Origin of the sequence: Serratia sp. 3ACOL1, assembly GCF_003668775.1 — a bacterium.
Taxonomy (GTDB): Bacteria; Pseudomonadota; Gammaproteobacteria; order Enterobacterales; family Enterobacteriaceae; genus Chania; species Chania fonticola.
On record NZ_CP033055.1, the window covers coordinates 3,635,064 to 3,660,484 of the forward strand.

Genomic DNA, 25,421 nt, shown 5'->3' on the forward strand with positions numbered 1-25,421 from the left:
ATTACCTCTCGATTATTTGTAGATAAAACCAGTTATGAGCGAATAACGCCTTCACGCTGTTTGGCGCAGTAAAAAATGCAGATCAATCCGGTAACCAATAAACACAGCGACAGGAAAATCAGCCCCGAAGTATTACTGTTAGTAACGTCCTTTAATAACCCGACCACATAAGGCGCGACAAAACCCCCGATATTACCGATACAGCTCACCACCGCCAGTCCGGCCGCTGCCGCCGCCCCGGTAGAAATATTGGCGGGCATGGAAAGGAATGAAGGAACCGAGGTATAAATACCTATCGCAGCAACGCTCAGGAACATCAACGCAATAAATACGTTGTAGTTAAAGAACACCACGGCACCTATCAGGCCAAAGGCGGCGACAATCATGCTGATACCGGCAAACACGCCGATTTTTTTGCTTTTACTGGCCCACAGGCTCCACGGATAAACCAGCAGAGCGGCCAAGCCATAGGGAATAAAAGCAATCAGACTGACGTGGAAAATATCATCGCCAGAGATAGCTGTGATAATGGAAGGCAGCCACATCCCGAAACCGTAGATCCCGCACACCATGCCAAAATTCAACATGGCGTATAACAGATACTTTTTATTTTTTATGCCCTGCATGAAATCAGACAGCTTGACCTTGGAACCCGATTTGCTGCGCGTGGCGTTGTCCATCAGCCAGGCTTTCTCTTCCACATCAAGATAGCCCACATCTTTCGGTGAGTTCTTGATAATAAAAGGGATAAACAGGCCAATAATCACCGGTGGAATGCCTTCGAGGATAAACAGCCACTGCCAGGGCTCCAGGCCAAACCAGCCATGTTCGATGTTAAGGATCAGCCCGGAAATCGGTGAACCGATAGCGTTCGACAACGGCTGTACGATGATAAACATGCCGAGGATTTTGGTGCGGTACTTCTCTGGGAAAAACACCGTGAAGTAATAGACAACCGAGGGGAAAAAGCCCGCCTCACAGACTCCCAGCATAAATCTACAGATATACAACTCCATCGGCGTGCGGACAAAACCCATCAACACGGCAAATATTCCCCAGGTGATAAGGATCCTGGCAAACCAGATACGCGGCCCAAACTTGATGGTTCCCGCATTACTGGGGATTTCAAACATAAAATAGCCGATAAAGAATATCCCAGAGGCAAAGCCAAAGGCCGAGGCGGTTAACCCCAGGCTATCTTCCAGAGCAATTGCCGCATAGGCCATATTATTACGATCCAAAAAAGCCAGAAAGTATAATAAGATCATTAACGGGACAATATTCAGCGTCATTTTCCTAATGGCACTGCGTTCAATTTCCTGAGGCGTTCTTTTTTGCATAATAGAATACTTCCAACGTTGTTAATCGGAATAATAATCTGCTACAGGCATGCCTGATGGATACAGGTATATTTACCTGATAATAAATAATGCTATTTAATCGTTCTCGTTACGCTATTCGAGTTATGGCGTAATAGTTATTACCGACTGGCGGCTGACTAACGTCGGCGGGAAAATAAACTCTTCAGGGATTAATGTAGGATCCCCCACGCGTTGCAATAAACGCTCCACCATCACCTGGGCCATCTCGGCAAGCGGTGGCATGACGGAGGTCAGTGCGGGCCACACCAGCCCCGAGAGCGGAATATTGTCGATACCCACCACCGATATCTCACCAGGCACCGCCACTCCAGCTTCCCGCAGCCCCGCCAACAGGCCGATACCCAGAGCATCGTTGATAGCCACCACGCCATCCGGGCGCGGAGAAAGAGCAAGTACCTGAGCGGCCAGGGTAAAGCCCAGTTCGGCCATCTCGGTATCGCCATACTCTCCGCTGGCTTTGCCTTCTATCACCCGCTGCTTAGCGGGCAGGCGATGATTACGCACCACGGTGAGAAACCCTTCAATCTTATGGCTGCGGCTCATGGTCAGACTGGACTCGGTGGCAAAGACGATATTGCGGCAACCGCGCTCGATCAGGTGTTGAGCCGCCAGCCGACCGGCCTCTACGTTGTCCATTGAGACGCTGTCGAATAACCGGGCATCAGCGGTGAAGCTCCCCGCCATCCGGTTATCGTAGTTGACGATCATCATTCCCATTTCGGCTGCCTGTGCAAAATGGGTCTTACGGATATCACTCGCCGCAACGATAATGCCGCGCACCCCATGGGCGAACATATCTTCGATAAAGGTGCGCTCTTCATCTTCTTGCCGATAGGTGTTGCCCAACAGCACCCGGTAGCGGTGTTCTTTAGCCGCCAGGTCAACCTCGCGAGCCAGGGCAGAAAAGCTGGGGTTGACGATCGAGGGAACCAGCAGACCGATCATCCGGGCATGCCCGGTTTTCAACTGCTGCGCCACTCTGTTGGGCTGATAGTTCAATTCGCGCATCACCTGTTCGATACGCAGCCGGGTTTCCGGGCGCATTTGATTGCTGCGCCCATTTAACACGTTGGAAACGCTGCTCACGGAAACACCGGCGAGATGCGCGACATCACGAATATTGGCCATATTTTCGCTCCCCCTCCGGTGCTGACGTTAATCGGTGACGTTATGGACGACAATCCGATAAATCACCACACAATCAATACGTTAAATAGAACCTTTGACATAATCTGTATCGTTTTAGTGAAACGATGCAGATCAATTTATAGCGGAGATATGACTCAATCAAGCGACTTTACCGGCCGCACCGCGGTTGCGTGATGCTTTTGTGAAAGCTATCAAGCCCAGCGCCATGGCATTACTAAACACGGGTAAAATCCCCGGCTGTTTAGTCAGTGTTTAGTGGTGGGATTAAAGGCTGGAACGGGGTTTGGTCGGGCGCAGCATGCAGCGCCCCTACATATAATGGTCGGTTGGAGTAAGTTACTAAGCCATCATAGATCTTTTATCAGTTCGTCAAATACCCACTCTCCCTCATGTAACTTTCCTAGCTTGGCTTGATTTATAGAGTGCTCAAGCTTGGCGCGCAGGTTTTGTAACTTAAAATCTGCAAACTCATTGTAGCCCTCAACAGGCATGACCACTACGGAGGGTTGACCGTTTTGAGTGATACAAATTGGTTCACGCTGGGCCGTAGCCATCATTTGTTTAAACTGGGTTTTGGCCTGACTGACCGTAAAGTTAACCATTGTTATCTCCTAAGGATGTTTTCCTAGTGGTATTCAACAAAAAAACCACCTCACCGCGATAATAAGGCGATGTGGCCAGCCGCCGTTGCCACTCGGAGTTCCAGTCGCCCTGCTGCACCAGACCGATTTTGAAGGGGATTTGTAGCTTAAGCAGCGCGGGGAGATAGCGTTCATATTCCGTGACCGTGCGCCTCCCCTGATAGGTTTGGATCACCAACTCATCGATTGGCAACGCATTCAACTGGCTGACGTTACCGGTCTTTGCCCAATCGAGCAGGCCAGTCACGCCCAAAGCATATTCTTTAGGTAACCGACCGCGCAGCTTGTCGAGAAACTCCGCGTACTTATCCAGTTGATAGGTTGCCGCGTCAAAGTCGATCTGTAGCCCTACCACCCGATTGCCTGCCGCTGCCCAACGGGCAGGCAAACGCACCGCCGAAGCCAATACTTCGTCGGACATGTCCAGAGTAGCAACACGTACGGTGATCCAGACGGCGGGTGCCTGGAGCTTGCTCAACGGCAGCCCTAACTTCAGAAAACGAGCGCCCTGGCGGCCGTTCACGATTTCCCCCTGATGGAGATAGAGCAGATCGGCCTGCCGCAACGCAGGCTGCGGCCAAACCCCGGACCAAAGCCAGAATGCGCGGTAATCATACGCATTGACATACCGGCCAGCTGCGTTATCCGCCGCTGCGGCGGTTGCAAAGACCGGCAACCACAGCAGCAGCAATAACCGCATCACCAATAGTATTTGAGCTTTTGTTCCCATTGGTTACCTTTATACTGGCTCTTCAACAGGTTAAACCAACGTTGGCGGGTTTTTTGCGAGATCTCCTGCCGATCGCAGCTGTTGTAGCCGGAAGGTGAGAAACACATCACCGCCCGGTACAGCGCATAGGTTTTATCTTCCGGTTCGGCCTTGGGATCGGCGATCACTTGCTGATAATATTTTAATCTGCCGTGCGCTTTATCTTTACTCAGTTCGGCCCCAGCCAGGTCATCCAACTGTTCATTACCCCCCATTTCCGCTTCGGTGCTGATATCGGCAAAGGTGGTACGCAAGAACTCTGCCACACAGTTCATGGCGTGCGCATCGGTCTTATTCTTCGCCAATACGGCAACGTTAGCGTCTAAAGAAGCACAGAAATAGCCAGGCTCAGTCTGACTGCCATCCCAATCGAAAACGCTGAGTGCGACATCGCCATATACCTGTGGGTCAGGCGTCTGCTTGATATTTTTTTTCAGTTGGCTGTCGGCAATAAACCCCTGGTAGTCGCCTACCATCAAATCCTTGAACAGCAGCGTATGCAGAGCGATGGTCTTTTCTTCGTCATTGGGTGCGCCAGCGGCTTGCTGTTGCAGCAACGCTTTGTTGGCCAGGCTTTTGAGCACCACGGAGCGATAACGCAGGCTATTGATTGGGCTGTCTGGGGCAAAAATAGCGGCAGTTTTATTTTCCTGCACCAAGGCGGTGGTCAACATCTGCTGCAGATACTGTTGCTGATAAGGAGCAAGCTTCATGCCAAGCAGATGACGCCAATGGGCTTCGGCACCCTGCCAATTTTCCTGCATCACCAGGGCATCGCCGTAGAGGATCTGTTGGCTGAACGCGATGAGATCGTTCGCTGCCAACTGTGCCGCTGGCTGGATCGCCTTGGTGACCGCGGCATAATCCTTTTGCTGATAGAACAGCCAGGCATTATGCATATATTCCCAGAGCGGCAACTGATTGGCGGCAGCAAACATCGGTTTGTAACCCTGCAGCATCTCATCGCTCACTTTCGGCATCGACTGGTTATCGAGATTGTATTTACGCAGCCACTTCATGGTTTGGGTAAAGGTCAACAACGGGGCATCGGCACTGCTGACGAAAGGCTGTTCTGCGCTGTCATAAGGAATGTTGCGGCTCAGCAGAATTTGGTCCCCTTCATCAATCATCGCGCCAAGCGTATTGATATCGGTGGCAGCGGTTATCTCGCTTTCATACAGCTGTGCCAATCGTGGCCAGTCGGACAGATACCAATTCACCCGGCGCTGTAATCCCTGCACGGAAGCCACATATTCACCTTTGGGGTAAGCGGCCAGATAGTCCTGCGCACGTTGCAATGCCAGAGCGCCCGCCTCTTTATTTGCCCGCTGCGGATCGAACATGCCGTACTGATCCGTGGCATTTTCAGTGATCTGGTTCAAGGCCACGCGGAACAACATATAAGCGGCGGTTTCGGCTACCCATGGTTGATCCGACTCTTTAAGCCGTTGGAACCCAGTATCCGCATCGGCAAACTGCCCCTGATAAAACTGTTCCGCACTGGTGAGGTAATCTCTGAACGCCGCCGCATGAGACCCTGCGGCATAGTTGGCCATCAGCGGTAAAAACTGCTCCGGCTGCGCTTCACCCCGGTAAATTTTGGCCCGGCGCAACGCCAGTAAATCGCGTTCGGCCTGATCTAACTGCTGGTCGTCCAACAAGGTCTGGAAAAATTGGCTGAGTGACAGCGGATTATTAGAGATCCAGCGGCCTTCATATTCGGCTGAAAAGCCGGTTAACCCCGAAGGTTTAATGCCCAGGCTTAATGCTAGCGCATCGAGTGGGTCTTCCTGCGGCACGGCTGTCTGGCCTGGTGTGGTGGTCTGATCGGTTGCAGGCGCTGCTTCACCAGGAAATACGCCAAACTGGTAGCCTCTACTGCGGCTGATATCCTGCGGCAATGACGACAACGCCACGGGTAAATTACGCATTCCCGCCGCCAGCATCAGTAGATTGACGCGGGTATCATTATCAGCGGCCAGGTAAGGCACACCGCCCATTGCGCAATAGTCGCTCCAGCGGCAGCCAGTTTCATCGGAAGAGGCCAGTGAGAACTGGCTGGTACCAGCGAGGGTTGAGACCACCGCGGCTACTATGAGTTTTTTCATCGATATCCTTACTTATCTCCAGTGCTCACTCTCATCCCGAGTGAATTTTGCCTGAGATAGTGTCGTAAGCATTGAGAAAAAACAATACGGCAAAAACCAACCGGCATAATTAGGAATTATGCGAGCCCAATCCTCACCTAAACGGCCACAGGGCTCAACAAAAGGCTCTGATCTCCCAGCGCTTGCGCCGCTGGCAGCTGTATTTGGTTTATCGCGTGCTATTTCCCAACCACAGGCCACCTTGCAGCAGCCAGTAATATAACTCGCCATTACGCTTGAAGCCCAGCTTGCGCATCGCCGTGAGTTTATGGGTGCTGACTGTCTTAACGTTAAGCGAAAGTTTGCTCGCGATCTCGTCAGGTGTTAATTCCTGTGAGATCCCTTGCAGAACGTCGCGCTCACGCGGGGTCAGATGCAAATGCCGACACACACTTACCGTATCGTCTGTCAAAGACGACTGACTTGCCTGCTCAAACAATTCCTCAACCAGACGCACCACGGCATCAGGCCGTTCCTTGCGACCTAATAGCGCAAGTTCATGCTGACGTATTTTATTCTCACCAGCCGTATCGTTTATGATAATCGTCCCAAGCCGCCGGTTCTGCGGATTTTCCCGGCGAGAATTGAACCGCGAAGACCAGCCAAAGGGGTTGACACAAACCATCAGGTCGATCGTTATCCCAGGCGCAACCGGCACAAAACTCCATGTACAGCCTTTAGCTAAAAAATAGTCCTGCAAAATATGTTGAATGCCCAGAGCAAAATAACGGTTGCTATCCTGAATAGTGATAACAATATGTGGTGTCATTTTAGTTCCTTATAAATCGGCATGAAAACACGCGATAATATGGGTTTCGTTTATATGACAAATCATCCTTGACGCTAACACCCCCAAACAAGAGATGCGGATACCTCCGCATGCCAAAAATAGGTTATGCCTATAATGACGTAGCCGATGACTGGTCAGCTAAAGTGAGGCCGGCAACCGCCTTGAATTAGCCTTTGGTAACAGTGGCAGACGCACCATCACCCTGCAGATAGGCACTGAAGTTCAGGGGATTATGCTTTTTGGCAGCTTTTGGATGGTGGTTGGCTCAGTCAGCTTAATAGGACCGCTAGCATCCTCAATGACGGGGCTAGCCCACAATATCCAAGGGTCTGCGACGGCAGCGACGTTACCATTGAAGGACACCGTCACTTTGTTGTTGGCATTTGGCTCGTTACCGATTTCACCGTTACGTACACTCTTTAAACGCTTTCGCCAGTGGTTTGGCGTTGCGATAAATCTTAATGACTAGATAGTGAACAAGCAAAATAACCTACTTAATAGATAAAAATTAGATTTAATGACTAAAAATTATCAATTTTAATATATTTAATTCCGTTTTGGGCAAAAAAAAACCGATAAGCGAGTAGGTAATACTGTCTTGAATTCAACTAGTTATTATTGCTGAAAAAATAGTTCAAATCAGGGTTGACTAGGGTAGCGGGTTACAACTAAATTCCTACGCACAGTCAAGCCATTAAGACTATTCTTATCACTGGACGCAGTTCAACACTAACACCAAGGATGCTCGGTTATCGCCATGAAATATATAATAAACCTTAATATTATCTTTGATCCTGACAATAGAATATTGACGGTTAAAAACGACATTCAGCAATCTGTTGAATTATCAAAGCCAGCAACCCGGTTACTCAGTGAGTTGATCAACAACAATAGAGTTAACCTTGCTCGCGATGACCTGCTAAAAAATGTCTGGGCGGACTATGGCTTTTCACCGTCTAATGCCAGCCTGAATAACCATATTAGTGAGCTACGCAAAGCCTTCACTAATCTCGGCGTGAGTAAGGATATAATTTCCACCGTTCCCCGCGTCGGTTTTAGAATGGATGCGGAAATCCATCCGATACAAAAATCGGAGCAGGGGATCACAGAAGAAGCACCGGTCTCCAGGGTTCCTGTCACTGAAGAATCTCACACCTCATCAGAAACCCTACCGCCGACAATGACTGAGCAAGGAGAACATCAATCTATCTATTTGTCGTTAAAAAAACACAAGATGATAATCTACATACTTGCTCTTTTACTGTTACTAACCACGGTAACTGGCACGACAATGCTGAGACACAACCAAAAGGAGAGCGTGAACTTCGTGGTGACTCATGAAAAATGCAGTATCTATAACTTAAATGACGACAAGCCAAATCAAGAGTTTACGGCTAAAATCGTCAAGGAGATAGCAGCGGAAGGCATAGACTGTTCGCGGGAGGATCTGGATGTTTTTTATGCAGAGGCACACCCTAATAACGACCGTTTCAGAGTTCGGCTGCTCGCTGCCTGCAGTAAAATTGATGCCACCAGTTATAAAAATTGTTTAAATTACAAAACAGTAGAGTAATAATATGAAAAAAATCGTCGTAGCCCTGCTGTTGATTATTAGTTTTTGTTCAACCCTTTTTTATATTTATCAGGTGCAGTCCCGCAAGCCGTTCCATTGTGATGCTCAGCTGTTCGCGCACCTCAGAATCAATGAAGCTGACGAAGTCGAGGTCAACACCCATGTCGACGTCATTTTTAGGTCGGCATATGATGGGATTTTGAAATTTTCCGGCTCAATCAAGAATAAGGGCCATGACTATATCCTGAGAAGGACCGTCTACTTTACCGTTGCCCCGTCAGAGCTGGAAAATGTGAACGAAATCGTCTTTACCCGTACAGAGAGCCACCCCACGGATAATACGCCAGCAGACCTTTGGCAGAACAGAGTGTTACCGCAAACCCCGGGCATCGGGTTTTACTCAAAGATCAGGGATTTAGATAGAAATGCCATTATTATCAAAGGATTTACTAATCCTCTGATCGTCTGTATTCGCCGCTAACGGCACCACGGATAGGCTGCTACCGGCAATGCTGCCTGAACAGGCGGGCCAGGTAGGCACCCATCGGCGTGAGCGTCGTATCCTTTCGTTGGATCAGGTAGAAGGTAGCTTGTGGTAAGGCTTCATCCAATTCTAACGCGACCAGATGACGGCCCAGGATAGGATCGGAGATCACATCAACCGACAGAATGCTGACAAAGTCACTCTGCGCCACCAGGCTGGTACAGGCCATAAAGGTTTCGCAGGTGACGCTGATCGCCGGTGCCATCCCCATATCACCAAACAGTTCATGTAGCAGGCGGTAGTAGCTGCCATTGGGGGTTGGCATAGTCCAATCGCAATGTTGCAGCTCCTTGAGCGTGCGGGCGTTCTCACAAGGGTGCCCTTTGCGCACCACCACCTTGTATTCTCTTTCCATCAGCCGCTCAAAGCTCAACTCATTGTCCATGCTGCTGGGGTAGTAGGTATTAATGGTAAAATCCAGTTCCCCCTGGCGTAACTCCGGGATCATCGAGACCAGTTGCCCCTCCACGATGCGCACCTTCACATTGGGATATTCGCGGTGAAACTGGGTGATCACTTTCGGCATTACCGTGCGGGCAACGCTGCCACCGACACCGATATTGACCGAGCCGCCCGCTAGCCCCAACCGCTGCTGAATATCCTCCTGCGCCACTCGCAGCTCTTCGAGGATCAGGCTGGCATGCTGAAAAAAGTTATCACCGCAGTCGGTTAAGACCACCCCTTTGCTGCGGCGGACAAACAGCTTGGCGCCGAGCACCTCCTCCAGTTCCTGAATTGACTTGGTCAACGCAGGCTGGGAAAGGTTACAGGTACGGCTGGCGGCGCGGATACTGCCCTGGCGGCTGACTTCCACAAAGGCACGTAACTGGTGCAATTTTATCGAGGCTGGCATAGGCGATTGGCGATAACCGTTGTTTATCAGTAGCAAGATATTGGCATCTTATTTAACCCGATACCATTGTGTACATTCGAAAAAACATAATAAATAACCCAATCATCATTTCGCTTATTTCAACGCAGTATCGCGCTCAATAAGCGCCATTCACGGCTTTTAGCAACTAATTACGTAAATATTCAATTTTAATTTAATTGTCTGACCTTCACTGCTGCCTGAGTTTTATTCAAGGCGTGATAACTAATGGAAAACTGCTATGAACACTCCGCTTTCAACGTTGGTGACCGAACTGTACCCGCAACTGCAAGCCTGGCGCCGTGACTTCCACCACTATGCCGAATCCGGCTGGCTTGAATTTCGTACCGCTTCACTGGTGGCGGAAGAGTTGGATCGGTTAGGTTATCAGTTGCAACTCGGCCGCGAGGTGATCAACGCCGAAGCCCGTATGGGGCTACCCTCTGCACAAATCCTGGCGGCGCAAGAACAACGCGCCATCGAACAAGGTGCCCAGGCGAAATGGCTGCCCTTCTTCTCCGGCGGTTTTACCGGCATTGTCGCCACGCTGGATACCGGCCGCCCAGGCCCCACCATCGCCTTTCGCGTCGATATGGACGCGCTCGATCTCAATGAACTGCTACATCCCGACCATCTGCCATTCCGTGAAGGCTTCGCCTCCTGCAATAGCGGCATGATGCACGCCTGCGGGCACGATGGGCATACCACAATCGGCCTAGGGTTGGCGCGCGTTTTCAAGAGCCTGGAGCCACAGCTGCATGGCCGCATCAAGCTGATCTTCCAACCGGCCGAGGAAGGCACCCGTGGAGCCAAATCGATGGTGGAAGCCGGCGTGGTCGATGACGTCGATTTCTTTACCGCCGTGCATATCGGCACCGGCGTACCGGTCGGGGAACTGGTGTGCGGCAGCGACAGCTTTATGGCTACCACCAAGCTGGACGTCACCTTCCGTGGCGTGGCCTCCCATGCTGGGGCCAAACCGGAGGATGGCCGCAATGCCCTGCTGGCGGCAGCTCAGGCCAGCGTTGGGCTATATGCTATCCCCCGCCACAGTGAAGGCAGCTCCCGTATCAACGTTGGCGTGTTGCAGGCGGGCACCGGCCGTAACGTCATCGCAGACAGCGCCTTTATGAAGGTAGAGACACGCGGTGCCACCAATGAGATCAACGAGTTTGTCTATCAACAGGCGCTCAACGTCATCCAAGGGGCCGCGACCATGCAGGGGGTGGAATACGACATCACCCTGATGGGCGCGGCGCAAAGCAGCCAGCCGACGCAACCTTGGGTGGATTACATCCATCGCCAGGCACTCAGCATCAGCGAGCTTGGTTCAGTGGTGGATCGCCGCGAGCAGGCGGCAGGCTCTGAGGATGCCACCTACATGATGGAACGGGTGAAATCTCACGGTGGGCAAGCATCCTATGTGATTTTCGGTTGCGAACTCAGCGCCGGGCATCACAACGAGAAATTCGACTTTGACGAGCAGGTACTCACCGTGGCGGTAAAAACGCTGGCTACCCTGGCACTGAACCTACCGACTTTTGGGAGCGCAGTATGAAACAACCGGAACTGGTCTCTTTTATCCACCATTACATCGATAGTCATCAGGCCCATTTCAGTGCCTTAAGCGATGAGATCTGGGATCACCCGGAAACCCGCTTTACCGAAATCCACTCAGCCGAGCTACTGGCAAACGCCTTGGAACAAGAGGGTTTTGAGGTTGAACGCGGCGTTGGCGGCATTGAAACGGCGTTTATCGCCAGCTTCGGTAGCGGCCATCCGGTGATTGCCTTATTGGGTGAATACGATGCATTGGCCGGTCTGAGCCAGCATGCGGGCTGTGCCACCCCGTCTCCGCTGGTGGAAAACGGCAATGGTCACGGCTGTGGGCATAACCTGCTCGGCACCGCCGCACTGGCCGGGGCCTTTGCGGTTAAAGCCTGGATGGAACAGCAACAGTTAACCGGCACGATACGCTTTTACGGTTGCCCAGGGGAAGAAGGCGGCTCTGGTAAAACCTTTATGGTGCGTGAAGGACTGTTCGCCGATGTGGATGCCGCCCTCACCTGGCATCCGGAAGGCTTCAGCGGCATGTTCAATACCAGCAGCCTGGCCAATATTCAGGCTGCGTTCCGCTTCAAGGGCGTCGCCGCCCACGCGGCCAACTCGCCGCATCTCGGCCGCAGCGCGCTGGATGCCGTGACGCTGATGAACACCGGAGCCAACTTTCTGCGTGAACATATCGTGCAGGAAGCCCGGCTGCATTATGCGGTCACCAATACCGGCGGCAGTTCCCCCAACGTGGTGCAGGCCGATGCAGAAGTGTTGTACCTGGTGCGCGCTCCACAGCTCGATCAGGTGCAGGATATTTACCAGCGCCTGGTCAACGTGGCCAAAGGCGCTGCGCTGATGACTGATACTCAGATGACGGTGCACTTTGAAAAAGCCTGTTCCAACTACGTCCCCAATCGCCGCCTGGAACAGGCGATGTATCAGTACGTGTGCGATTTCGGCTTGCCGGATTACAGCGACGAAGAGCGGCGTTTTGCCACGGAGATCCGCCAAACGCTCAGTAAAGACGACCTGCGTAATGCCAAGCTGAACATTTCACGTACCGGTGGAGTGGCTGGGCAGGAATGGGTACGGCAGTTGGGCGATAAGGTGTTGATGGACGAGGTCGCTCCCTACGTGGAGTCACAAGAAATTCTGTACGGCTCTACCGACGTCGGCGACGTCAGTTGGGTCACGCCAACGGCCCAGTGCTTCAGCCCCTGCTTTACTCTGGGGACGCCGTTGCATACCTGGCAGTTGGTCGCCCAGGGCCGCACCTCAATAGCCCATAAGGGCATGTGCCTGGCCGGTAAAGTGATGGCTGCTACCGCCGTCGCTTTACTGAGCGATAACGCCTTACTGAACGCCTGCCGCGAGGAATTCCGCCAGCAACGTGCCGAACAGCCTTATCAATGCCCCATCCCTGCGGGGGTGAAACCTTCCCATTGAAGTAAATCCCGACCGTTCTGGCTCCCGTTCCGAGCCAGGACTCCATAGCGACCCATAAAACTATAAAAATCTGATGACGGACAAGAGGGTAATATCATGAGTGAGATAGCATCATCCGCCAATAAAAGCCCCGGGCGTATTTTTTACTGGGTAGAACGTATCGGTAATAAAATCCCCAATCCCTTCCTGTTATTCGTTTATTTGATCGTGGTGTTAATGCTCGCCACCGCGCTCATTTCCTGGTTGGGCCTGGTGGTGAAAAACCCAGCCACCGGGGAAATGATCCAGGTAAAAAATCTGCTGAGCGTGGAGGGAATACAATGGATCCTTCCCAATATCATCCACAACTTCAGCGGATTTGCGCCATTGGGGGCGATCCTGGCGCTGGTGATCGGTGCCGGTCTGGCGGAAAAGGTCGGCCTGTTACAGGCGCTGATGTACAAAATGGCCTCACACGTCAGCGCCGGCTACGCCAGTTATATGGTGCTGTTTATCGCTTTCTTCAGCCATATCTCCTCCGATGCCGCGCTGGTAGTGATGCCGCCGCTGGGGGCGTTGATCTTCCTGGCCGTCGGGCGTAACCCCATTGCCGGGCTACTGGCGGCGATCGCCGGTGTCGGCTCGGGTTTTACCGCCAACCTGCTGATTGTCACCACCGATGTGCTGCTTTCCGGCATCAGTACCGAAGCGGCCAAAGCGGTTGACGGCGCAATCCACGTCAGCGTGATCGATAACTGGTACTTTATGGCCACCTCGGTGATCGTCCTGACCATTACCGGCGCGTTGCTAACGGATAAATTTATCGAGCCACGGCTACCAAAATGGCAAGGCACCGCCGAAGACAAGCTCGAGGAACTAACCCCATTACAAAACCGTGGCCTGATAATGAGCGGGATCTCCGCACTGGTGTTTATCGCCGTGATGGCCGCACTGGTAGTGCCTGAGGGTGCCCCACTGCGCGATCCGCAAACCGGCTCGGTGATCCCCTCGCCCTTTATTAAAGGCATAGTGCCGATCATCATCCTGTTCTTCTTCACCGTCGCCATCACTTACGGCGTCGTCACCAAGAGCATCCGCCGCCCGGACGATATTCCCAACCAACTGGTCGAGCCGATGAAGAACATGGCGGGCTTTATCGTCATGGTGTTCCCGCTGTCGCAGTTTGTGGCGTTCTTCAACTGGAGCAACATGGGCAAGTTCATGGCCATCGGCCTGACGGATCTGCTGGAGGCGGCCGGAATGAGCGGTGCACCGGCGTTCCTTGGCCTGATGTTCCTGTCCGCCTTCCTGTGCATGTTTATTGCCAGCGGTTCCGCCATCTGGTCGATCCTGGCCCCGATCTTCGTGCCGATGTTTATGCTGTTGGGCTTTCACCCGGCCTTCGCCCAGATGATTTTCCGCATCGCGGACTCATCCGTGCTGCCGCTGGCACCGATGTCGCCATTCCTGCCGCTATTCCTTGGCTTTCTGCAACGCTACCTGAAAGACGCCAAACTCGGCACCTACTACGTGCTGATCATGCCGTATCCGCTGGTGTTCTTCGCCGTCTGGACCCTGCTGTTGGTGGTGTGGTACATGCTGGGGCTGCCTATCGGACCTGGGGTCTACCCGAAAATGGGATGAAGGGGGGCAATATTTTGTACTTGATAACGCGACTTTTGGCGTAAGGTAAACTGATTATCCCCACCGGGTGCTTGTCCGCCAGTGGGGACATTTTTCCCAATGAGCTAAGGGCACGTCATGAGTCGTGAAATCAACAAAGATACGCAGCTGTGTATGTCGCTGGCCGGTCGGCCAGGCAATTTCGGCACCCGTTTCCACAACTATCTGTATCAGGAACTGGATCTGAACTTCATCTATAAGGCGTTCACCACCAAAGACATTCAGGCAGCGGTCGGCGGCGTGCGCGCTTTGGGTATTCGCGGCTGTGCGGTTTCCATGCCGTTCAAGGAGAGCTGTATTCCGTTCCTTGATGAGCTGGATGCGTCGGCCACGGCAATTGAGTCAGTCAATACCATCGTCAACGACGACGGCTTCCTGCGGGCCTATAACACCGACTATATCGCCATCGCCAAACTGCTGGCGAAATACCAGATCCCTCCGGCCACCTCGTTTGCTCTGCGTGGCAGCGGCGGTATGGCTAAGGCGGTCACCGCAGCCCTGCGCGATGCCGGGTTCAAGAACGGCCATATCATTGCTCGCAACCCACAGGCGGGCCAGGCTCTGGCGGCGCAATATGGTTATCAGTGGCAGCCAGAAGTGGGCGATTTGCAGGTTGAGATGGTGATTAACGTCACGCCGATCGGCATGGCGGGCGGTAGCGAAGCCGAGCAGTTGTCCTTTGAACCGGCCACTATCAAGGCGGCGAAAATCGCCTTCGACGTGGTGGCCTTACCAGCAGAAACCCCGCTGATCCGCTATGCCCGTGAACAAGGTTTGCAGGTGGTGACCGGTGCCGAAGTGATCGCTTTACAGGCTTTGGAGCAGTTTGTGTTGTACACCGGTGTGCGCCCTTCCGATGAGCAAATCACCCGCGCTGCGGCACATGCTCGTGGCTAATGATATCCCCTCGCTAGAGGGGATACGTAATACCAGCCGCGATTAGAACGACAGGGTCAGGCCCGCGTAATAGGCCCGGCCCGGTTCGTTGTAGGTCGAAGCCCCTTCGTTTTCACGGTAGATCTGCTTGTCGAACAGGTTGGTGACGCCGGTTTTCAGGCTCAGATCCTTCATCAGATCGTAATTGACGCCAATGCCCACCACCGAATAAGCCCCAACTTCCTGAGTGGCAAGCGTGCCGGCTTCGTTACGGCTCTCCGCATATTCGCGCGGTTTTTGCCGACCATACAGCGTCCAATTCAGGTTGGTGGAGAGCTTATCGGTGACCTGATAATCCAGCAGGGTATTCACCGTGTACTTGGGGATCACCGACAGAGGATTACCGGTATCCTTGTTTTCAGAGGTGATCATATAGGTCGCGTTAGTGCGCCAGGTGAGCATATCCTCAACCAACGGCACCACCAGGTTGCCCTCCAACCCTTCGACCAGCGCTTTACCGCCGTTTTCCCAACGCAAGATGTTGTAACCGTTAGAGGCATAGCCAACAATCTCGGTGCCCGCCACGATCTTGTTTTTATAGTCGTTGCGGAAATAGGTAATACCCGCATCGTAACCCGCCCAGGTAAATTCCAGGCCGATCTCTTTGTTAACGCTGGTTTCCGGATCCAGATCGTTATTCCCCAGCAGATAGCAGCTACCTGAAACTATGTCCTTCGGGCACCCGTTACCACGGGTGGATAACAGATAGCCTTCGCTGGACTGGTACAGATTTGGCGCTTTAAAGGCTCGGGCAATACCGGCCTTCAGTTTGAAATACTCGCCAAGCTCCTGCGAAATGTTCAGGCTTGGGCTCCAGTTAGCGCCATATTTATTGTGATAGTCGAAGCGCAGCCCATGGATCACAAAGGTTCCCGGCAGCGGCTCGATGTTATCCTCAAAATAAAGTGAACTGATGTCGGCGCTATTTTTAGCGCTGCGCTCGGAGGGATCGCCAGAGACGCCGCCGATGATGATGCCACTGGAGTCAGTCATCTGCATGGATGCCGGATCGTTGAGCTTTTCACGATTCCACTCGGCACCCAGCGTGACGTTCTGCTCAAACAGCAGATCCAGCGGGATATTCAGCTCACCGCCGGTGCGGTAATTCTCCAACCGGCTGGTGTTGTATGTATCGTCGTTGATCATCCCCTCAATGCGGCCAGTTGTGCCCTCCGCCAGACGGGTATTGTTGGTTTTCTCATAGTTAAAGTTCAGCCGGGATTGGCCCCAATCCCAGATGCCATTATGGGTAATGCCGTAACTCTGGCGATACAGGCGGTTAGTTTCCTGGCCGTACAGCGAAGCCACCAGACCGCCTGGGCTGAGATTGCCATTGCTGTACTGCGTATCGCCCGCGTAGATATTACCTTGGCGGCTGTAGGCATAGTCAAAGTCGAGGATCTGCTGCGGGTCTATTTTCCAGGAGAGTGACGCATTGATATCTTTGTTTCTGACGCCTTCACGCCCTGCGGCATAGGAGCCGTTCTGCTGGGTGTTGATGTCATAGGCATCGGCATCGGTTTTATTGAGGTTACCGAACAGGCGCATGGTCAGCACGTCACTGACCAGCGGGCCGCTTAAACTGAAGTTGGCGCGGTTGGTCGCCCCTTCCTTGCTGTTTTCGGGCTGGTTGGTAAACAGCGAAAGCGTACCATGCCAATCTTTGGTTGGGCGTTTGGTAATGATATTAACCACCCCGCCAGCTGCACCCGAGCCATAGCGGGCTGCCGCCGGGCCACGTAACACCTCAATGCGTTCAACCATTTCTGCGGGCACCCAGTTGGTATCGCCACGGGTATCCCTTTCGCCACGCCAGCTATAACGCACTGAATCACGTGAGGTTGCCGGGACACCATCGATCAGGATCAAGGTGTTTTCCGGCCCCATTCCTCGTATATCAATCTGCCGATTATTACCTCGGCTACCGCTGGCGCTGTTGCCGGTGAGGTTTACGCCGGGCATTCTGCGGATGATGTCTGAGAGGTCGTTAACCGGTGGCGTTTTGCGTATATCCTCGGCGGTGATAATCGAAACCCCGGGCTGTTGTTTCAGTTCCTCCGCCGCGGTGGCACGCACCACCATGGTCTCGCTGTCCTCTGTTGGCACCTCCTCTGCCGCCATCCCACCGCTACTGAAAAGCCCCGCCAGCAGGATCGCACCAGGTCGCAGTCTGTTTTTTTTCGGTATAAACATCGAAATAATCCCTTTTATTTAAAGTAGATAATAATATTTGTAACTATTTTTGTAATTGCGAATTGTAATGATAACCATTTCTATTTAAACGCAGGAAAGCGTAAATTCACAATTTCTCCATACTTCTGACTGGTTATTTTATAAGCGGAAGAATGGCGAATATGGCTATCGAGGATTATGCAAAAGGCGGCACATCAGGGAGCTGCGAGGATAGCTGGCAAAGCCAACACTTGTCAGTTTTGTGTCAGTTACGGCACAACTGAGAATCATTATCATTAATTGAGTTATTCATTAGAAACGAATATCATTCTCAATACTGTATATAAACACATATACAGAGCTCAACCTAATTGTGAACAAGAAGAGGAACTCATATGATTGATGAAATTGTTGGCTACGATCCCTACAGTTGGAATAATGGAGTAGCTCCAGAACCGGGGCTAGCATGGGACGGTGGCGCATGGGGTTGGCCTACAACAGGTATTGACTCTGGCGATCTAATGACTGTTTGGCCTGCAGGAGATAACTCAGTATCTGACCAAACCAAGGAGTTATTAGACAATAATATTTGCCTGCGCTGCGGACAGAAAAACTGTCCCTATATAAAGAATGGAAAAGATTATAAAGAACTCAGAAGTGCATTGAGCAAAGGTAATATGCCTTTAGCCAAAAAAGTATACATGACTCGATTTGCTCAATTTGGTGGAATGAATAAAGGCATATTTAAAGAGGCACTTAAAAAAACAAAAGGAGGCAAAGGCCAAAGCCGAAAAAGCGTTTTTGCTGAGCATTTCTACCATTGTTTCCAGTTCAGCGGAAGGGATTAGTAAACGTTTGGGTAAAAATTACCAACTTGCAGCTGATGAAATTGCGATTAACATTAAAAACTTCCAAGGAAAGAGAATAAGAAATTTTGATGATGCAATGGCATCTTTAAATAAAATAATGTCAAACCCAGGTATGAAAATCAACAAGGGAGACAGAGATGCTCTTATTCATGCATGGAGATATACTAATGTTAACGACATGGCAAACAAGCTCAGTAATTTTGGCCGATTCTTTAAAGTCGCAGACCTGGTGATTAAGGCTGAAAAAATACGCGAAAAAAGTATAGAGGGCTACGAATCTGGAAACTGGAAGCCACTGATGTTAGAGGTGGAAGCCATGGTGTTGAGTGGAGTAGCGTCTAGTGTTGCCTTGGCAATAGTGACTGGAATACTCTCTTTATTTTCAATGTCTGTATTACCAGTAATAGCCGCCATCCTGGTAATTAGCATTGCGTCATCTTTTATTGATGCTTCACTTGCCGAAACACTGAACAATAAAATCATTGATTTATTAAATTGATATAAAGCCCGGCGCTCTTATCGTCGGGCTGCGTACTCTGATGGGAACCTCACCAAAAACCATAAGAAAAGTGAAGTAAATAAATATATCCCAGTAAAAGTAATCACGTAATAGACAAAAAGAAAATAATCATTAGAAGATAAGAATTTAAGCAGTCTGTTTCCATGTGATACATCAAGTGAGCAAAAAATAAACATATAAATATATATAGCGTAAACGATAGAAAAGAGAAAAAATCTGACTATTATCGAATACAAACCGACACTACTAAGCTTAAGCCTTAGATGATTTCTGTATTTAATGACAAAGTAAAAGGCAAAAAATAACGCTAACTTGCAATACAACCCTAAGACTGAACTTAATAAAATATTATCAGAGGATATATTTATCGGGTGAATTTTAGTTATCTCAACGCCAAGTTCAAATAGTTGGGCAGTTGGATTTAATTTAAAGTAACAGAAAAGCAAAAACAAGGGACATAGCCCAACAGCTAATGTCATAAACAGTTTTCTCTCAGCGATACCGCTTTCCCCTTCCCGCATCACGCCCCCAAATTTTGCAATTAATGCTAATTAGTCTCTATACCATTCTTGAATACACTCAATTGATAAAGAGTATCATTATCAATTATAACATGCCAGAATTTCTGCAAGAAATGTTCAATGCCGGAATACCACAGGCACCATTCAGGCTATTGAAGCGCAATCAGTGAGTAGCGTAGGAGTTTTCAGGTTGGTATCTAGAATCGAGTAGGAGGCGGGATTGCTCCCGCCGTCCTCTCACACCACCGTACGTACGGTTCCGTATACGGCGGTTCATTGTTAACGCTGGAACTGCCGCTTGAGTTCCAGCAGTGATAATAATCCTGCTTCTGAGAACCACTTCTTCGGGAACGCATGGTTCATGTGGCTCGCTCCAGAGTTCCACCACGGACCTCGTTGATTGCTCGCGGATATCCATGCCTTCTCCTCTGTTAACCCTCTTCTCATTAGCATTCTTGCTCGGGCATACAACCTTTTCCTGTTTTGCCATATCAGGCTGCGCAGTCTCCGTCGTATCCAACCATCCAGCTCTTCCAGGCATCCCTTCACTTCCGTTAGCCCGAAGTACTTCATCCAGCCCCGCAACACCGGGTTGAGCTCTCTGAGAACTGCCTTTACCGATCGAGAGCTGTTTCCCATCGTCAGCCTACGGATTTTATCCTTCAACCGCGAGAGACTGCTCTCCGAGATCTTCAACTTCGTTATTTTGTGCTGGGTGACACTGTACCCCAGGAACTTTCGCTTCCACGGTCTGTCCACCGCGCTTTTGTGAGGGTTTACCTTTAACCTGAGTTTAGTTTCCAGATAGTGGCTTATCTCTTTCATCGCGTGTTCGCCTGCCTGACGACTGCATACATAGATATTGCAGTCGTCCGCATACCGGCAGAACTTGTGGCCTCGCCGCTCCAGTTCACGATCAAGATCTGTCAGTAAAATGTTCGATAATAACGGCGAGAGCGGGCTACCTTGTGGCATTCCTTCCCGTCGCCTCGTTATTTCACTTCCTACGACCCTGTCCGCTTCCAGATACCGCCTGATCAGTTTGAGTAGCCGAACATCTTTGATTTTCCCGCTCAGCCGCGACATCAGGATGTCATGGTTGACTCGGTCAAAGAACTTTTCCAGATCCAGGTCAACCACCCACCGGCGGCCACTTTGCATATAGGATTGGGCTTGTTGCACTGCCTGCCCCGCATTGCGACCCGGTCGGAAGCCATAGCTGGAGTCTGAGAACTCGGATTCATAATAAGGCGTGAGATGTTGTTGGATGGCTTGCTGTATCAGTCTGTCTACTACCGTCGGGATACCCAGTGTCCGTACCCCACCATCGGGCTTGGGGATTTCTACCTGGCGTATCGCCTGCGGGACATAGTTCCCTTGCAATAAAGCTTCTCTGACGCTCGCCCAGTGTTGCTTCAGCCAGCCTTTGAGTTCACCGACGCTCAAGTTATCTACCCCTGCTGCGCCTTTATTCTCCACGACTCGCTGGTAGGCCAGCATCAGGTTGCTTCGGGTTATCACCGCGTCCATACTCAGCGGCACTTCCGCTTTCGTTTGCTCACCTTTCGCCGTGTACGCTTCAGCACCCACAACAGACCCTCGCGAGTTCTGCTCGCTTCCTTCTGCTCGGGCTGCGGTTTCCCGCACTTGTGCATCATCAACGTCCATCGAGATAAGGCGTCCTAATCACGGTTATCAATGTTCAGCCCTTCATCATGCCGGTTTTGCATCACTACTACGGCCTCGGCTGACTTCTGTTATTCCCTCCCAACACCTCGCGATGTCAGTAGCACTGTGGCAGAACAACAGATCTCCCGGGGTAATTCGCGCGACCTTCCTGCTTATGCCTGTCAGATTTACGTCACAGCGTTCCGTGCAAGTATTGGGCTTTGACGATATTAGCCGCCTTACCCCGCTGCGCCGCCTAATCTGCTTCCTGTTCGTCAGGCCAGCATTTTGCCTTCAGCTTCCTTCGGATCCCACCTCGCGATGGGCACCCTTGCCGTTCGGCTAACACTTCCCCTTGCCGGGTGTGTAGAGGACTCTCACCTCCAAGTCACCGGTTTGACCACCACAGCCAAACCAGTTGCGCTGACGCGCAACGCGCCATGCCCGGCGCACTAAGACAAAGGGGCTAAACAGCCCCTTCAGATGTTTTTAACAGCGGTGTTAAGCGTTACTTGGCCACGCCTTCCATCCCCACCAACCCAACTTTCAGGTAGCCGGATTTGCGTAGCGTATCCATCACGCTCATCAGCGTTTCATAATCTACGGTCTTGTCCGCCTGGAAAAAGATGGTGGTTTCTTTATTCGACTGCGTGCGTTGATCCAGCACCGACGTCAGCTGTTCCGCCGTCACCGGTTCATCACCGACATACAGCTGCTTGTCTGCCTTCACCGACAGGAACACCGGTTTTTCCGGACGCGGCTGCGGTTTAGCGGAAGAAGCGGGCAGATCGACACGAATATCTACCGTTGCCAGCGGCGCAGCCACCATAAAGATGATCAACAGCACCAGCATGACGTCGATAAACGGCGTCACGTTGATTTCATGCAGTTCGCCGCTGTCGTCCAGATCTTCATTTAAGCGCATCGCCATAACTCACCCCACCCGCAGTTGGTGCGCATGCTGCGAACGTTTGGCATCGGCCGAGGCCGCCAGATCCAGATCGCGGCCCAACAGCAGCAGCACCTGTGCCGCCACATCGCCCACCTGAGCACGGTGGCCGCCAATGACGCGAGCAAAGATGTTGTAGATCACTACCGCCGGGATGGCCGCAACCAAACCGAGCGCGGTGGCCAGCAAGGCTTCCGCAATCCCCGGGGCAACGACCGCCAGGTTAGTGGTTTGCGAATGAGCAATGCCGATAAAGCTGTTCATGATGCCCCATACGGTGCCGAACAGGCCGACAAACGGTGAAATGGCGCCGATGGTAGCCAGGAAGCCATTGCCGCGCCCCAGTTGACGCCCATAGGCCGCTACGCGGCGTTCCAGACGGAAACCGGTACGCTCTTTAATGCCGTTGTTGTCGTTAGAAGCCGCCGACAGCTCCAGTTCGTTCTGCGCGTCTTGCAGCAGCACCGCACTGATGCTCTCTTGCGAGAAGCTTTGCGCCAATTCGGAGGCATCGTCCAGCGAACGCACGTCGGCCAGCGCCAACTGCTCACGGCGCAGACGGCGCTTGGACCGAAACAGCTCACTGCCTTTGGCAAACAGAATGGTCCAGGTGACGATAGACGCCAGCACCAGGCCAATCATCACGATTTTCACCACGATATCGGCGTGCTGATACATGCCCCAGACGGAAAGGTCCATACCACGCGTTTCTGGCGGTTGGATGGTCGGTTCAGGATTAACCGGAGTGATATTTTCCGGGGTACCCGCCACTGGGGTTACCGCTGTTGGTGTGGCCGGTGTCGTTGCCGCGGCAACGCTTTCAGCGACTGCTGGTGCAGTGGCCGGTGCCGCCTGAGCGTTGCCCGCCAACCCCACCACCAATACCAGTGAGGCGATCACACTGCGCCCCAATGCGCCCCATTGCCCACGGCCTGCGCCCTGAGCACTTTGATTTGTCATTTTGCCAGCCGTTTTCACGCTGTGCCTCCACCCATTTCAACATTTAAGGAAGAATTCAGCATGCGATCATATCAAACCAATCAGGGATTGATAGTAGTTATCATTATTATTTGAAGAATTACGCATCGAGGAGCAAAAAATGATACAACCCCAGTCACTGTCAGGGTTTGCGCGTCGTTTGGCATAACATTGCCTACCCATAACGCTAACAAAATCATCACTCAAACTGCTGATTTATACCCCAACTGGCCACAAACGGAGTGAATATCTCACGCCATCACTGCGGGAAAACGTCTGCAGGCGCAGCATGCAGCGCCCCTACGTAAGGCCCGGTTGATGAAGAGTGGCTAGAATAAAATCACACAGTAAGGCGCGAGGTTTTACCGCGTTTTTACTTGGCCATACCCACGGTCACCTGTACTTTTTCCGAGTTTTACGGCCTTTGCCACATTTTCTATGCTCTGTTTAATGTCCGCTTAAGCTAATAGCGGTACACTATATAGTGCTCTAGGGCCTCACCGCCGTGTGTGGCCTATATATACCGGTGAGCACGGCTAAAACAGCACGGTAGCCTATAGAAAGTCAGCCCAGGCACCCCAGGATAAAGAATGGATGTATTAAGAGAGATTGTTCACGCACTGTGGACGCAAGACTTTACTGCACTTGCCGATCCCAGCGTGATTTGGGTGGTTTATGCCGTCCTTTTTACCACCTTGTTTTTGGAAAACGGTTTGTTGCCCGCTTCCTTCCTGCCCGGAGATAGCTTACTGCTGTTGGCCGGTGCCTTGATCGCCAAAGGGGTGATGAACTTTATCCCCACGCTGATTATTCTGACGGTCGCCGCCAGCCTTGGCTGTTGGCTCAGCTATCTGCAAGGGCGATGGCTTGGCCATACCTCGGTGGTGAAAGGCTGGTTGCTACAGCTACCGGCGCAATACCACCAGCGCGCGCACATGCTGTTTAACCGCCACGGCCTGGTCGCTTTGCTGATTGGCCGTTTCCTGGCATTTGTACGCACCCTGTTGCCTACCATGGCCGGTATCTCGGGCCTCAATAGCGCCCGTTTTCAAATCTTTAACTGGCTCAGCGGCTTGCTGTGGGTAGGCTCGGTAGTCACGCTGGGCTATGCCTTTAGCCAAATCCCGCTGGTGAAACGCCACGAAGATCAGGTGATGGCCGGGCTGATGATCCTGCCGATGGTGCTGTTGGTCGTTGGACTGCTGGGCGTGATGCTGGTCGTTTGGCGTAAAAAACGCGCCTCCTGAGTCAGGTGGCGGTTTTACCCACCGCCACAGTAACCCATATCGTGATGCCTCTTATCCCTGTTTAAAAAGTTGGTCGCAGATAAAATCCACAAATACTCGAATCTTTGGTGATAGATGCCGACTGGAAGGCCAGAGCGCCCAAAAGCCCCCTGATCCTTGGTGTAAGTATCTAACAACGTTTCAAGATCGCCCACGGCCAACGCCTCCTTGACTAAAAAATCAGGCATGTAAGCAATGCCATGCCCGTCAATGGTCGCCATCAGCATTGCCTCCATGTTATTCAACGTCAGGGATGAGTTTAGGCGCAACTGGGTTATTTCCGGATCTGCCGTTAATGTCCAGTCCATGATTTTACCTGTCGTGACAAAACGGTAACGAAGGCAATCATGCAACTCCAGATCGAGCAACTTCTCAGGTCGTCCTTTACGTTTCAGATAACCAGGGGCGGCACAAAGAACAAAACGGAAAGGCCCAAGCCTACGCGACATCAGCCGCGAATCCACAAGATCACCGCTCCGTATCACCACATCAAACCCATCATCGATGAGATCAACGAGTTGATCGTTGAAATCCAACTCTAACTCAACTTCTGGGTAGGCTTTGCGAAAGTCAGGCATCATTGGTAACAGAAAGCGGTACCCGATGGTGGGCAAACTGACCCGCAAACGACCTCGGGGCGCTTGAACCGAATGCGACAGCATGGCCTCAGCGTCCTGCAAGTCATCAAGGATTTTCCGGCATCGTTGGTAGAACATTTCCCCTTCAACAGTGAGACTAACCTTGCGGGTACTACGCTGAAACAAGCGAACGTTCAGAGACCCTTCAAGCCTCGCAACATTCTTTCCTACCGCCGTTGCGGAAATGCCTATGGCACGTGCGGCAGAGACAAAGCTCAACGATTCTGCGGTTTTCACGAACGAGAGGATGCTGGTGAGACTCTCCATAGGATTAAGACCTTTTTGTTCATTATAAGTGGAGTTTTAACCCATTTATTCAACATTGCGACCTCTATAGATTTAGTTTCCCAGATTGC

General features: G+C 51.7%; 21 protein-coding genes and 1 pseudogene. 9 read left to right on the forward strand and 13 right to left on the reverse strand.

Features of this window, described 5'->3' with window-relative positions; genetic code table 11:
- Window positions 1-32 precede the first annotated feature (32 nt).
- The 6 genes from D9980_RS16335 to D9980_RS16360 form a co-directional block, all read right to left on the reverse strand.
- Window positions 33-1,340, reverse strand: coding sequence for an MFS transporter (locus D9980_RS16335; RefSeq protein ID WP_046808016.1), 1,308 nt, complete (start codon window positions 1,338-1,340; stop codon window positions 33-35).
- 123 nt (window positions 1,341-1,463) lie between these two features.
- Complete coding sequence (locus tag D9980_RS16340) at window positions 1,464-2,510, reverse strand: LacI family DNA-binding transcriptional regulator (RefSeq protein ID WP_121607852.1); 1,047 nt, start codon at window positions 2,508-2,510, stop codon at window positions 1,464-1,466.
- 368 nt (window positions 2,511-2,878) lie between these two features.
- Window positions 2,879-3,133, reverse strand: a complete 255-nt coding sequence (locus D9980_RS16345) for a type II toxin-antitoxin system Phd/YefM family antitoxin (RefSeq protein WP_121607853.1) — start codon at window positions 3,131-3,133, stop codon at window positions 2,879-2,881.
- Complete coding sequence (locus D9980_RS16350; protein WP_121607854.1) at window positions 3,126-3,902, reverse strand: DUF3142 domain-containing protein; 777 nt, start codon at window positions 3,900-3,902, stop codon at window positions 3,126-3,128. Before D9980_RS16350 ends, D9980_RS16345 begins: the two co-directional genes overlap by 8 nt.
- Complete coding sequence (locus D9980_RS16355; RefSeq protein WP_121607855.1) at window positions 3,872-6,049, reverse strand: hypothetical protein; 2,178 nt, start codon at window positions 6,047-6,049, stop codon at window positions 3,872-3,874. Before D9980_RS16355 ends, D9980_RS16350 begins: the two co-directional genes overlap by 31 nt.
- A 208-nt stretch (window positions 6,050-6,257) precedes the next feature.
- On the reverse strand, window positions 6,258-6,857 hold the full coding sequence (locus D9980_RS16360) for a LuxR C-terminal-related transcriptional regulator (RefSeq protein ID WP_121607856.1): 600 nt from the start codon (window positions 6,855-6,857) through the stop codon (window positions 6,258-6,260).
- Between the two features lie 778 nt (window positions 6,858-7,635).
- Between D9980_RS16360 and D9980_RS16365 the strand changes: the two genes are divergently transcribed.
- Together D9980_RS16365 and D9980_RS16370 are read left to right on the forward strand one after the other, a co-directional pair.
- Window positions 7,636-8,451 (forward strand): winged helix-turn-helix domain-containing protein, encoded by an 816-nt coding sequence (locus D9980_RS16365; protein ID WP_121607857.1) that lies wholly within the window; start codon window positions 7,636-7,638, stop codon window positions 8,449-8,451.
- Between the two features lie 4 nt (window positions 8,452-8,455).
- Entirely contained in the window at window positions 8,456-8,932 is a 477-nt protein-coding gene (locus tag D9980_RS16370) for a hypothetical protein (protein WP_121607858.1), read from the forward strand.
- Between the two features lie 19 nt (window positions 8,933-8,951).
- Here D9980_RS16370 and D9980_RS16375 read toward each other — a convergent pair whose 3' ends face one another.
- Complete coding sequence (locus tag D9980_RS16375) at window positions 8,952-9,848, reverse strand: LysR family transcriptional regulator (RefSeq protein WP_024482999.1); 897 nt, start codon at window positions 9,846-9,848, stop codon at window positions 8,952-8,954.
- A 259-nt stretch (window positions 9,849-10,107) separates the two neighbouring features.
- Here D9980_RS16375 and D9980_RS16380 point away from each other — a divergent pair, with 259 nt between their 5' ends.
- The 4 genes from D9980_RS16380 (at window position 10,108) to D9980_RS16395 (ending at window position 15,425) form a co-directional block, all read left to right on the forward strand.
- Window positions 10,108-11,424, forward strand: a complete 1,317-nt coding sequence (locus D9980_RS16380; RefSeq protein ID WP_121607859.1) for a M20 family metallo-hydrolase — start codon at window positions 10,108-10,110, stop codon at window positions 11,422-11,424.
- Entirely contained in the window at window positions 11,421-12,866 is a 1,446-nt protein-coding gene (locus D9980_RS16385; RefSeq protein WP_121607860.1) for a M20 family metallopeptidase, read from the forward strand. The genes D9980_RS16380 and D9980_RS16385 overlap by 4 nt, the downstream gene beginning before the upstream one ends.
- 96 nt (window positions 12,867-12,962) lie before the next feature.
- Window positions 12,963-14,489: a p-aminobenzoyl-glutamate transporter gene (abgT, locus tag D9980_RS16390; protein ID WP_121607861.1), complete on the forward strand. Its 1,527-nt coding sequence runs from the start codon at window positions 12,963-12,965 to the stop codon at window positions 14,487-14,489.
- A gap of 117 nt (window positions 14,490-14,606) precedes the next feature.
- Entirely contained in the window at window positions 14,607-15,425 is an 819-nt protein-coding gene (locus D9980_RS16395; protein WP_121607862.1) for a shikimate 5-dehydrogenase, read from the forward strand.
- Between the two features lie 42 nt (window positions 15,426-15,467).
- On the opposite strand, the gene D9980_RS16400 is transcribed toward D9980_RS16395, so the two are convergent.
- Window positions 15,468-17,657: a TonB-dependent siderophore receptor gene (locus D9980_RS16400; protein WP_121607863.1), complete on the reverse strand. Its 2,190-nt coding sequence runs from the start codon at window positions 17,655-17,657 to the stop codon at window positions 15,468-15,470.
- A 374-nt stretch (window positions 17,658-18,031) separates the two neighbouring features.
- On the opposite strand from D9980_RS16400, the gene D9980_RS26720 reads away from it, so the two are divergent.
- Together D9980_RS26720 and D9980_RS16405 are read left to right on the forward strand one after the other, a co-directional pair.
- The gene (locus D9980_RS26720) at window positions 18,032-18,484 is read left to right on the forward strand and encodes a hypothetical protein (protein WP_162304281.1); all 453 of its coding nucleotides are present in this window, start codon (window positions 18,032-18,034) and stop codon (window positions 18,482-18,484) included.
- A 7-nt stretch (window positions 18,485-18,491) separates the two neighbouring features.
- Window positions 18,492-19,004 carry a colicin-like pore-forming protein gene (locus D9980_RS16405; RefSeq protein WP_238393647.1) on the forward strand — a complete coding sequence of 171 codons (513 nt, stop codon included), beginning with the start codon at window positions 18,492-18,494 and terminating at the stop codon, window positions 19,002-19,004.
- 17 nt (window positions 19,005-19,021) lie between these two features.
- On the opposite strand, the gene cui is transcribed toward D9980_RS16405, so the two are convergent.
- From cui to exbB, 4 genes are all read right to left on the reverse strand, one after another.
- Window positions 19,022-19,546 carry a colicin immunity protein Cui gene (gene cui / locus D9980_RS27315; protein WP_121607865.1) on the reverse strand — a complete coding sequence of 175 codons (525 nt, stop codon included), beginning with the start codon at window positions 19,544-19,546 and terminating at the stop codon, window positions 19,022-19,024.
- Between the two features lie 279 nt (window positions 19,547-19,825).
- Window positions 19,826-21,214, reverse strand: a complete 1,389-nt coding sequence (gene ltrA / locus D9980_RS16415; RefSeq protein WP_121607866.1) for a group II intron reverse transcriptase/maturase — start codon at window positions 21,212-21,214, stop codon at window positions 19,826-19,828.
- Window positions 21,215-21,722: 508 nt separating this feature from the next.
- Entirely contained in the window at window positions 21,723-22,145 is a 423-nt protein-coding gene (gene exbD / locus D9980_RS16420; protein ID WP_024483005.1) for a TonB system transport protein ExbD, read from the reverse strand.
- Window positions 22,146-22,148: 3 nt separating this feature from the next.
- A complete protein-coding gene (exbB, locus tag D9980_RS16425) occupies window positions 22,149-23,141 on the reverse strand; it encodes a tol-pal system-associated acyl-CoA thioesterase (RefSeq protein WP_121607867.1) in 993 nt (330 codons plus the stop codon).
- Between the two features lie 590 nt (window positions 23,142-23,731).
- Here exbB and D9980_RS16430 point away from each other — a divergent pair.
- A complete protein-coding gene (locus D9980_RS16430; protein WP_021806837.1) occupies window positions 23,732-24,388 on the forward strand; it encodes a DedA family protein in 657 nt (218 codons plus the stop codon).
- Between the two features lie 51 nt (window positions 24,389-24,439).
- Here D9980_RS16430 and D9980_RS16435 read toward each other — a convergent pair.
- A pseudogene (locus tag D9980_RS16435) lies at window positions 24,440-25,332 on the reverse strand (LysR family transcriptional regulator).
- Window positions 25,333-25,421: the final 89 nt, after the last annotated feature.

What these genes read in the sequence shown, in the direction of transcription:
- D9980_RS16355 (WP_121607855.1), bottom strand. Translation starts at nt 6,049, where the DNA reads ATGAAAAAACTCATAGTAGCCGCGGTGGTCTCAACCCTCGCTGGTACC.
- D9980_RS16365 (WP_121607857.1), top strand. Translation starts at nt 7,636, where the DNA reads ATGAAATATATAATAAACCTTAATATTATCTTTGATCCTGACAATAGA.
- D9980_RS26720 (WP_162304281.1), top strand. Translation starts at nt 18,032, where the DNA reads ATGATTGATGAAATTGTTGGCTACGATCCCTACAGTTGGAATAATGGA.
- D9980_RS16345 (WP_121607853.1), bottom strand. Translation starts at nt 3,133, where the DNA reads ATGGTTAACTTTACGGTCAGTCAGGCCAAAACCCAGTTTAAACAAATG.
- D9980_RS16380 (WP_121607859.1), top strand. Translation starts at nt 10,108, where the DNA reads ATGAACACTCCGCTTTCAACGTTGGTGACCGAACTGTACCCGCAACTG.
- D9980_RS16375 (WP_024482999.1), bottom strand. Translation starts at nt 9,848, where the DNA reads ATGCCAGCCTCGATAAAATTGCACCAGTTACGTGCCTTTGTGGAAGTC.
- D9980_RS16400 (WP_121607863.1), bottom strand. Translation starts at nt 17,657, where the DNA reads ATGTTTATACCGAAAAAAAACAGACTGCGACCTGGTGCGATCCTGCTG.
- D9980_RS16360 (WP_121607856.1), bottom strand. Translation starts at nt 6,857, where the DNA reads ATGACACCACATATTGTTATCACTATTCAGGATAGCAACCGTTATTTT.
- D9980_RS16340 (WP_121607852.1), bottom strand. Translation starts at nt 2,510, where the DNA reads ATGGCCAATATTCGTGATGTCGCGCATCTCGCCGGTGTTTCCGTGAGC.
- cui (WP_121607865.1), bottom strand. Translation starts at nt 19,546, where the DNA reads ATGCGGGAAGGGGAAAGCGGTATCGCTGAGAGAAAACTGTTTATGACA.
- exbD (WP_024483005.1), bottom strand. Translation starts at nt 22,145, where the DNA reads ATGGCGATGCGCTTAAATGAAGATCTGGACGACAGCGGCGAACTGCAT.
- D9980_RS16370 (WP_121607858.1), top strand. Translation starts at nt 8,456, where the DNA reads ATGAAAAAAATCGTCGTAGCCCTGCTGTTGATTATTAGTTTTTGTTCA.
- D9980_RS16430 (WP_021806837.1), top strand. Translation starts at nt 23,732, where the DNA reads ATGGATGTATTAAGAGAGATTGTTCACGCACTGTGGACGCAAGACTTT.
- ltrA (WP_121607866.1), bottom strand. Translation starts at nt 21,214, where the DNA reads ATGGACGTTGATGATGCACAAGTGCGGGAAACCGCAGCCCGAGCAGAA.
- D9980_RS16350 (WP_121607854.1), bottom strand. Translation starts at nt 3,902, where the DNA reads ATGGGAACAAAAGCTCAAATACTATTGGTGATGCGGTTATTGCTGCTG.
- D9980_RS16335 (WP_046808016.1), bottom strand. Translation starts at nt 1,340, where the DNA reads ATGCAAAAAAGAACGCCTCAGGAAATTGAACGCAGTGCCATTAGGAAA.
- D9980_RS16385 (WP_121607860.1), top strand. Translation starts at nt 11,421, where the DNA reads ATGAAACAACCGGAACTGGTCTCTTTTATCCACCATTACATCGATAGT.
- D9980_RS16395 (WP_121607862.1), top strand. Translation starts at nt 14,607, where the DNA reads ATGAGTCGTGAAATCAACAAAGATACGCAGCTGTGTATGTCGCTGGCC.
- abgT (WP_121607861.1), top strand. Translation starts at nt 12,963, where the DNA reads ATGAGTGAGATAGCATCATCCGCCAATAAAAGCCCCGGGCGTATTTTT.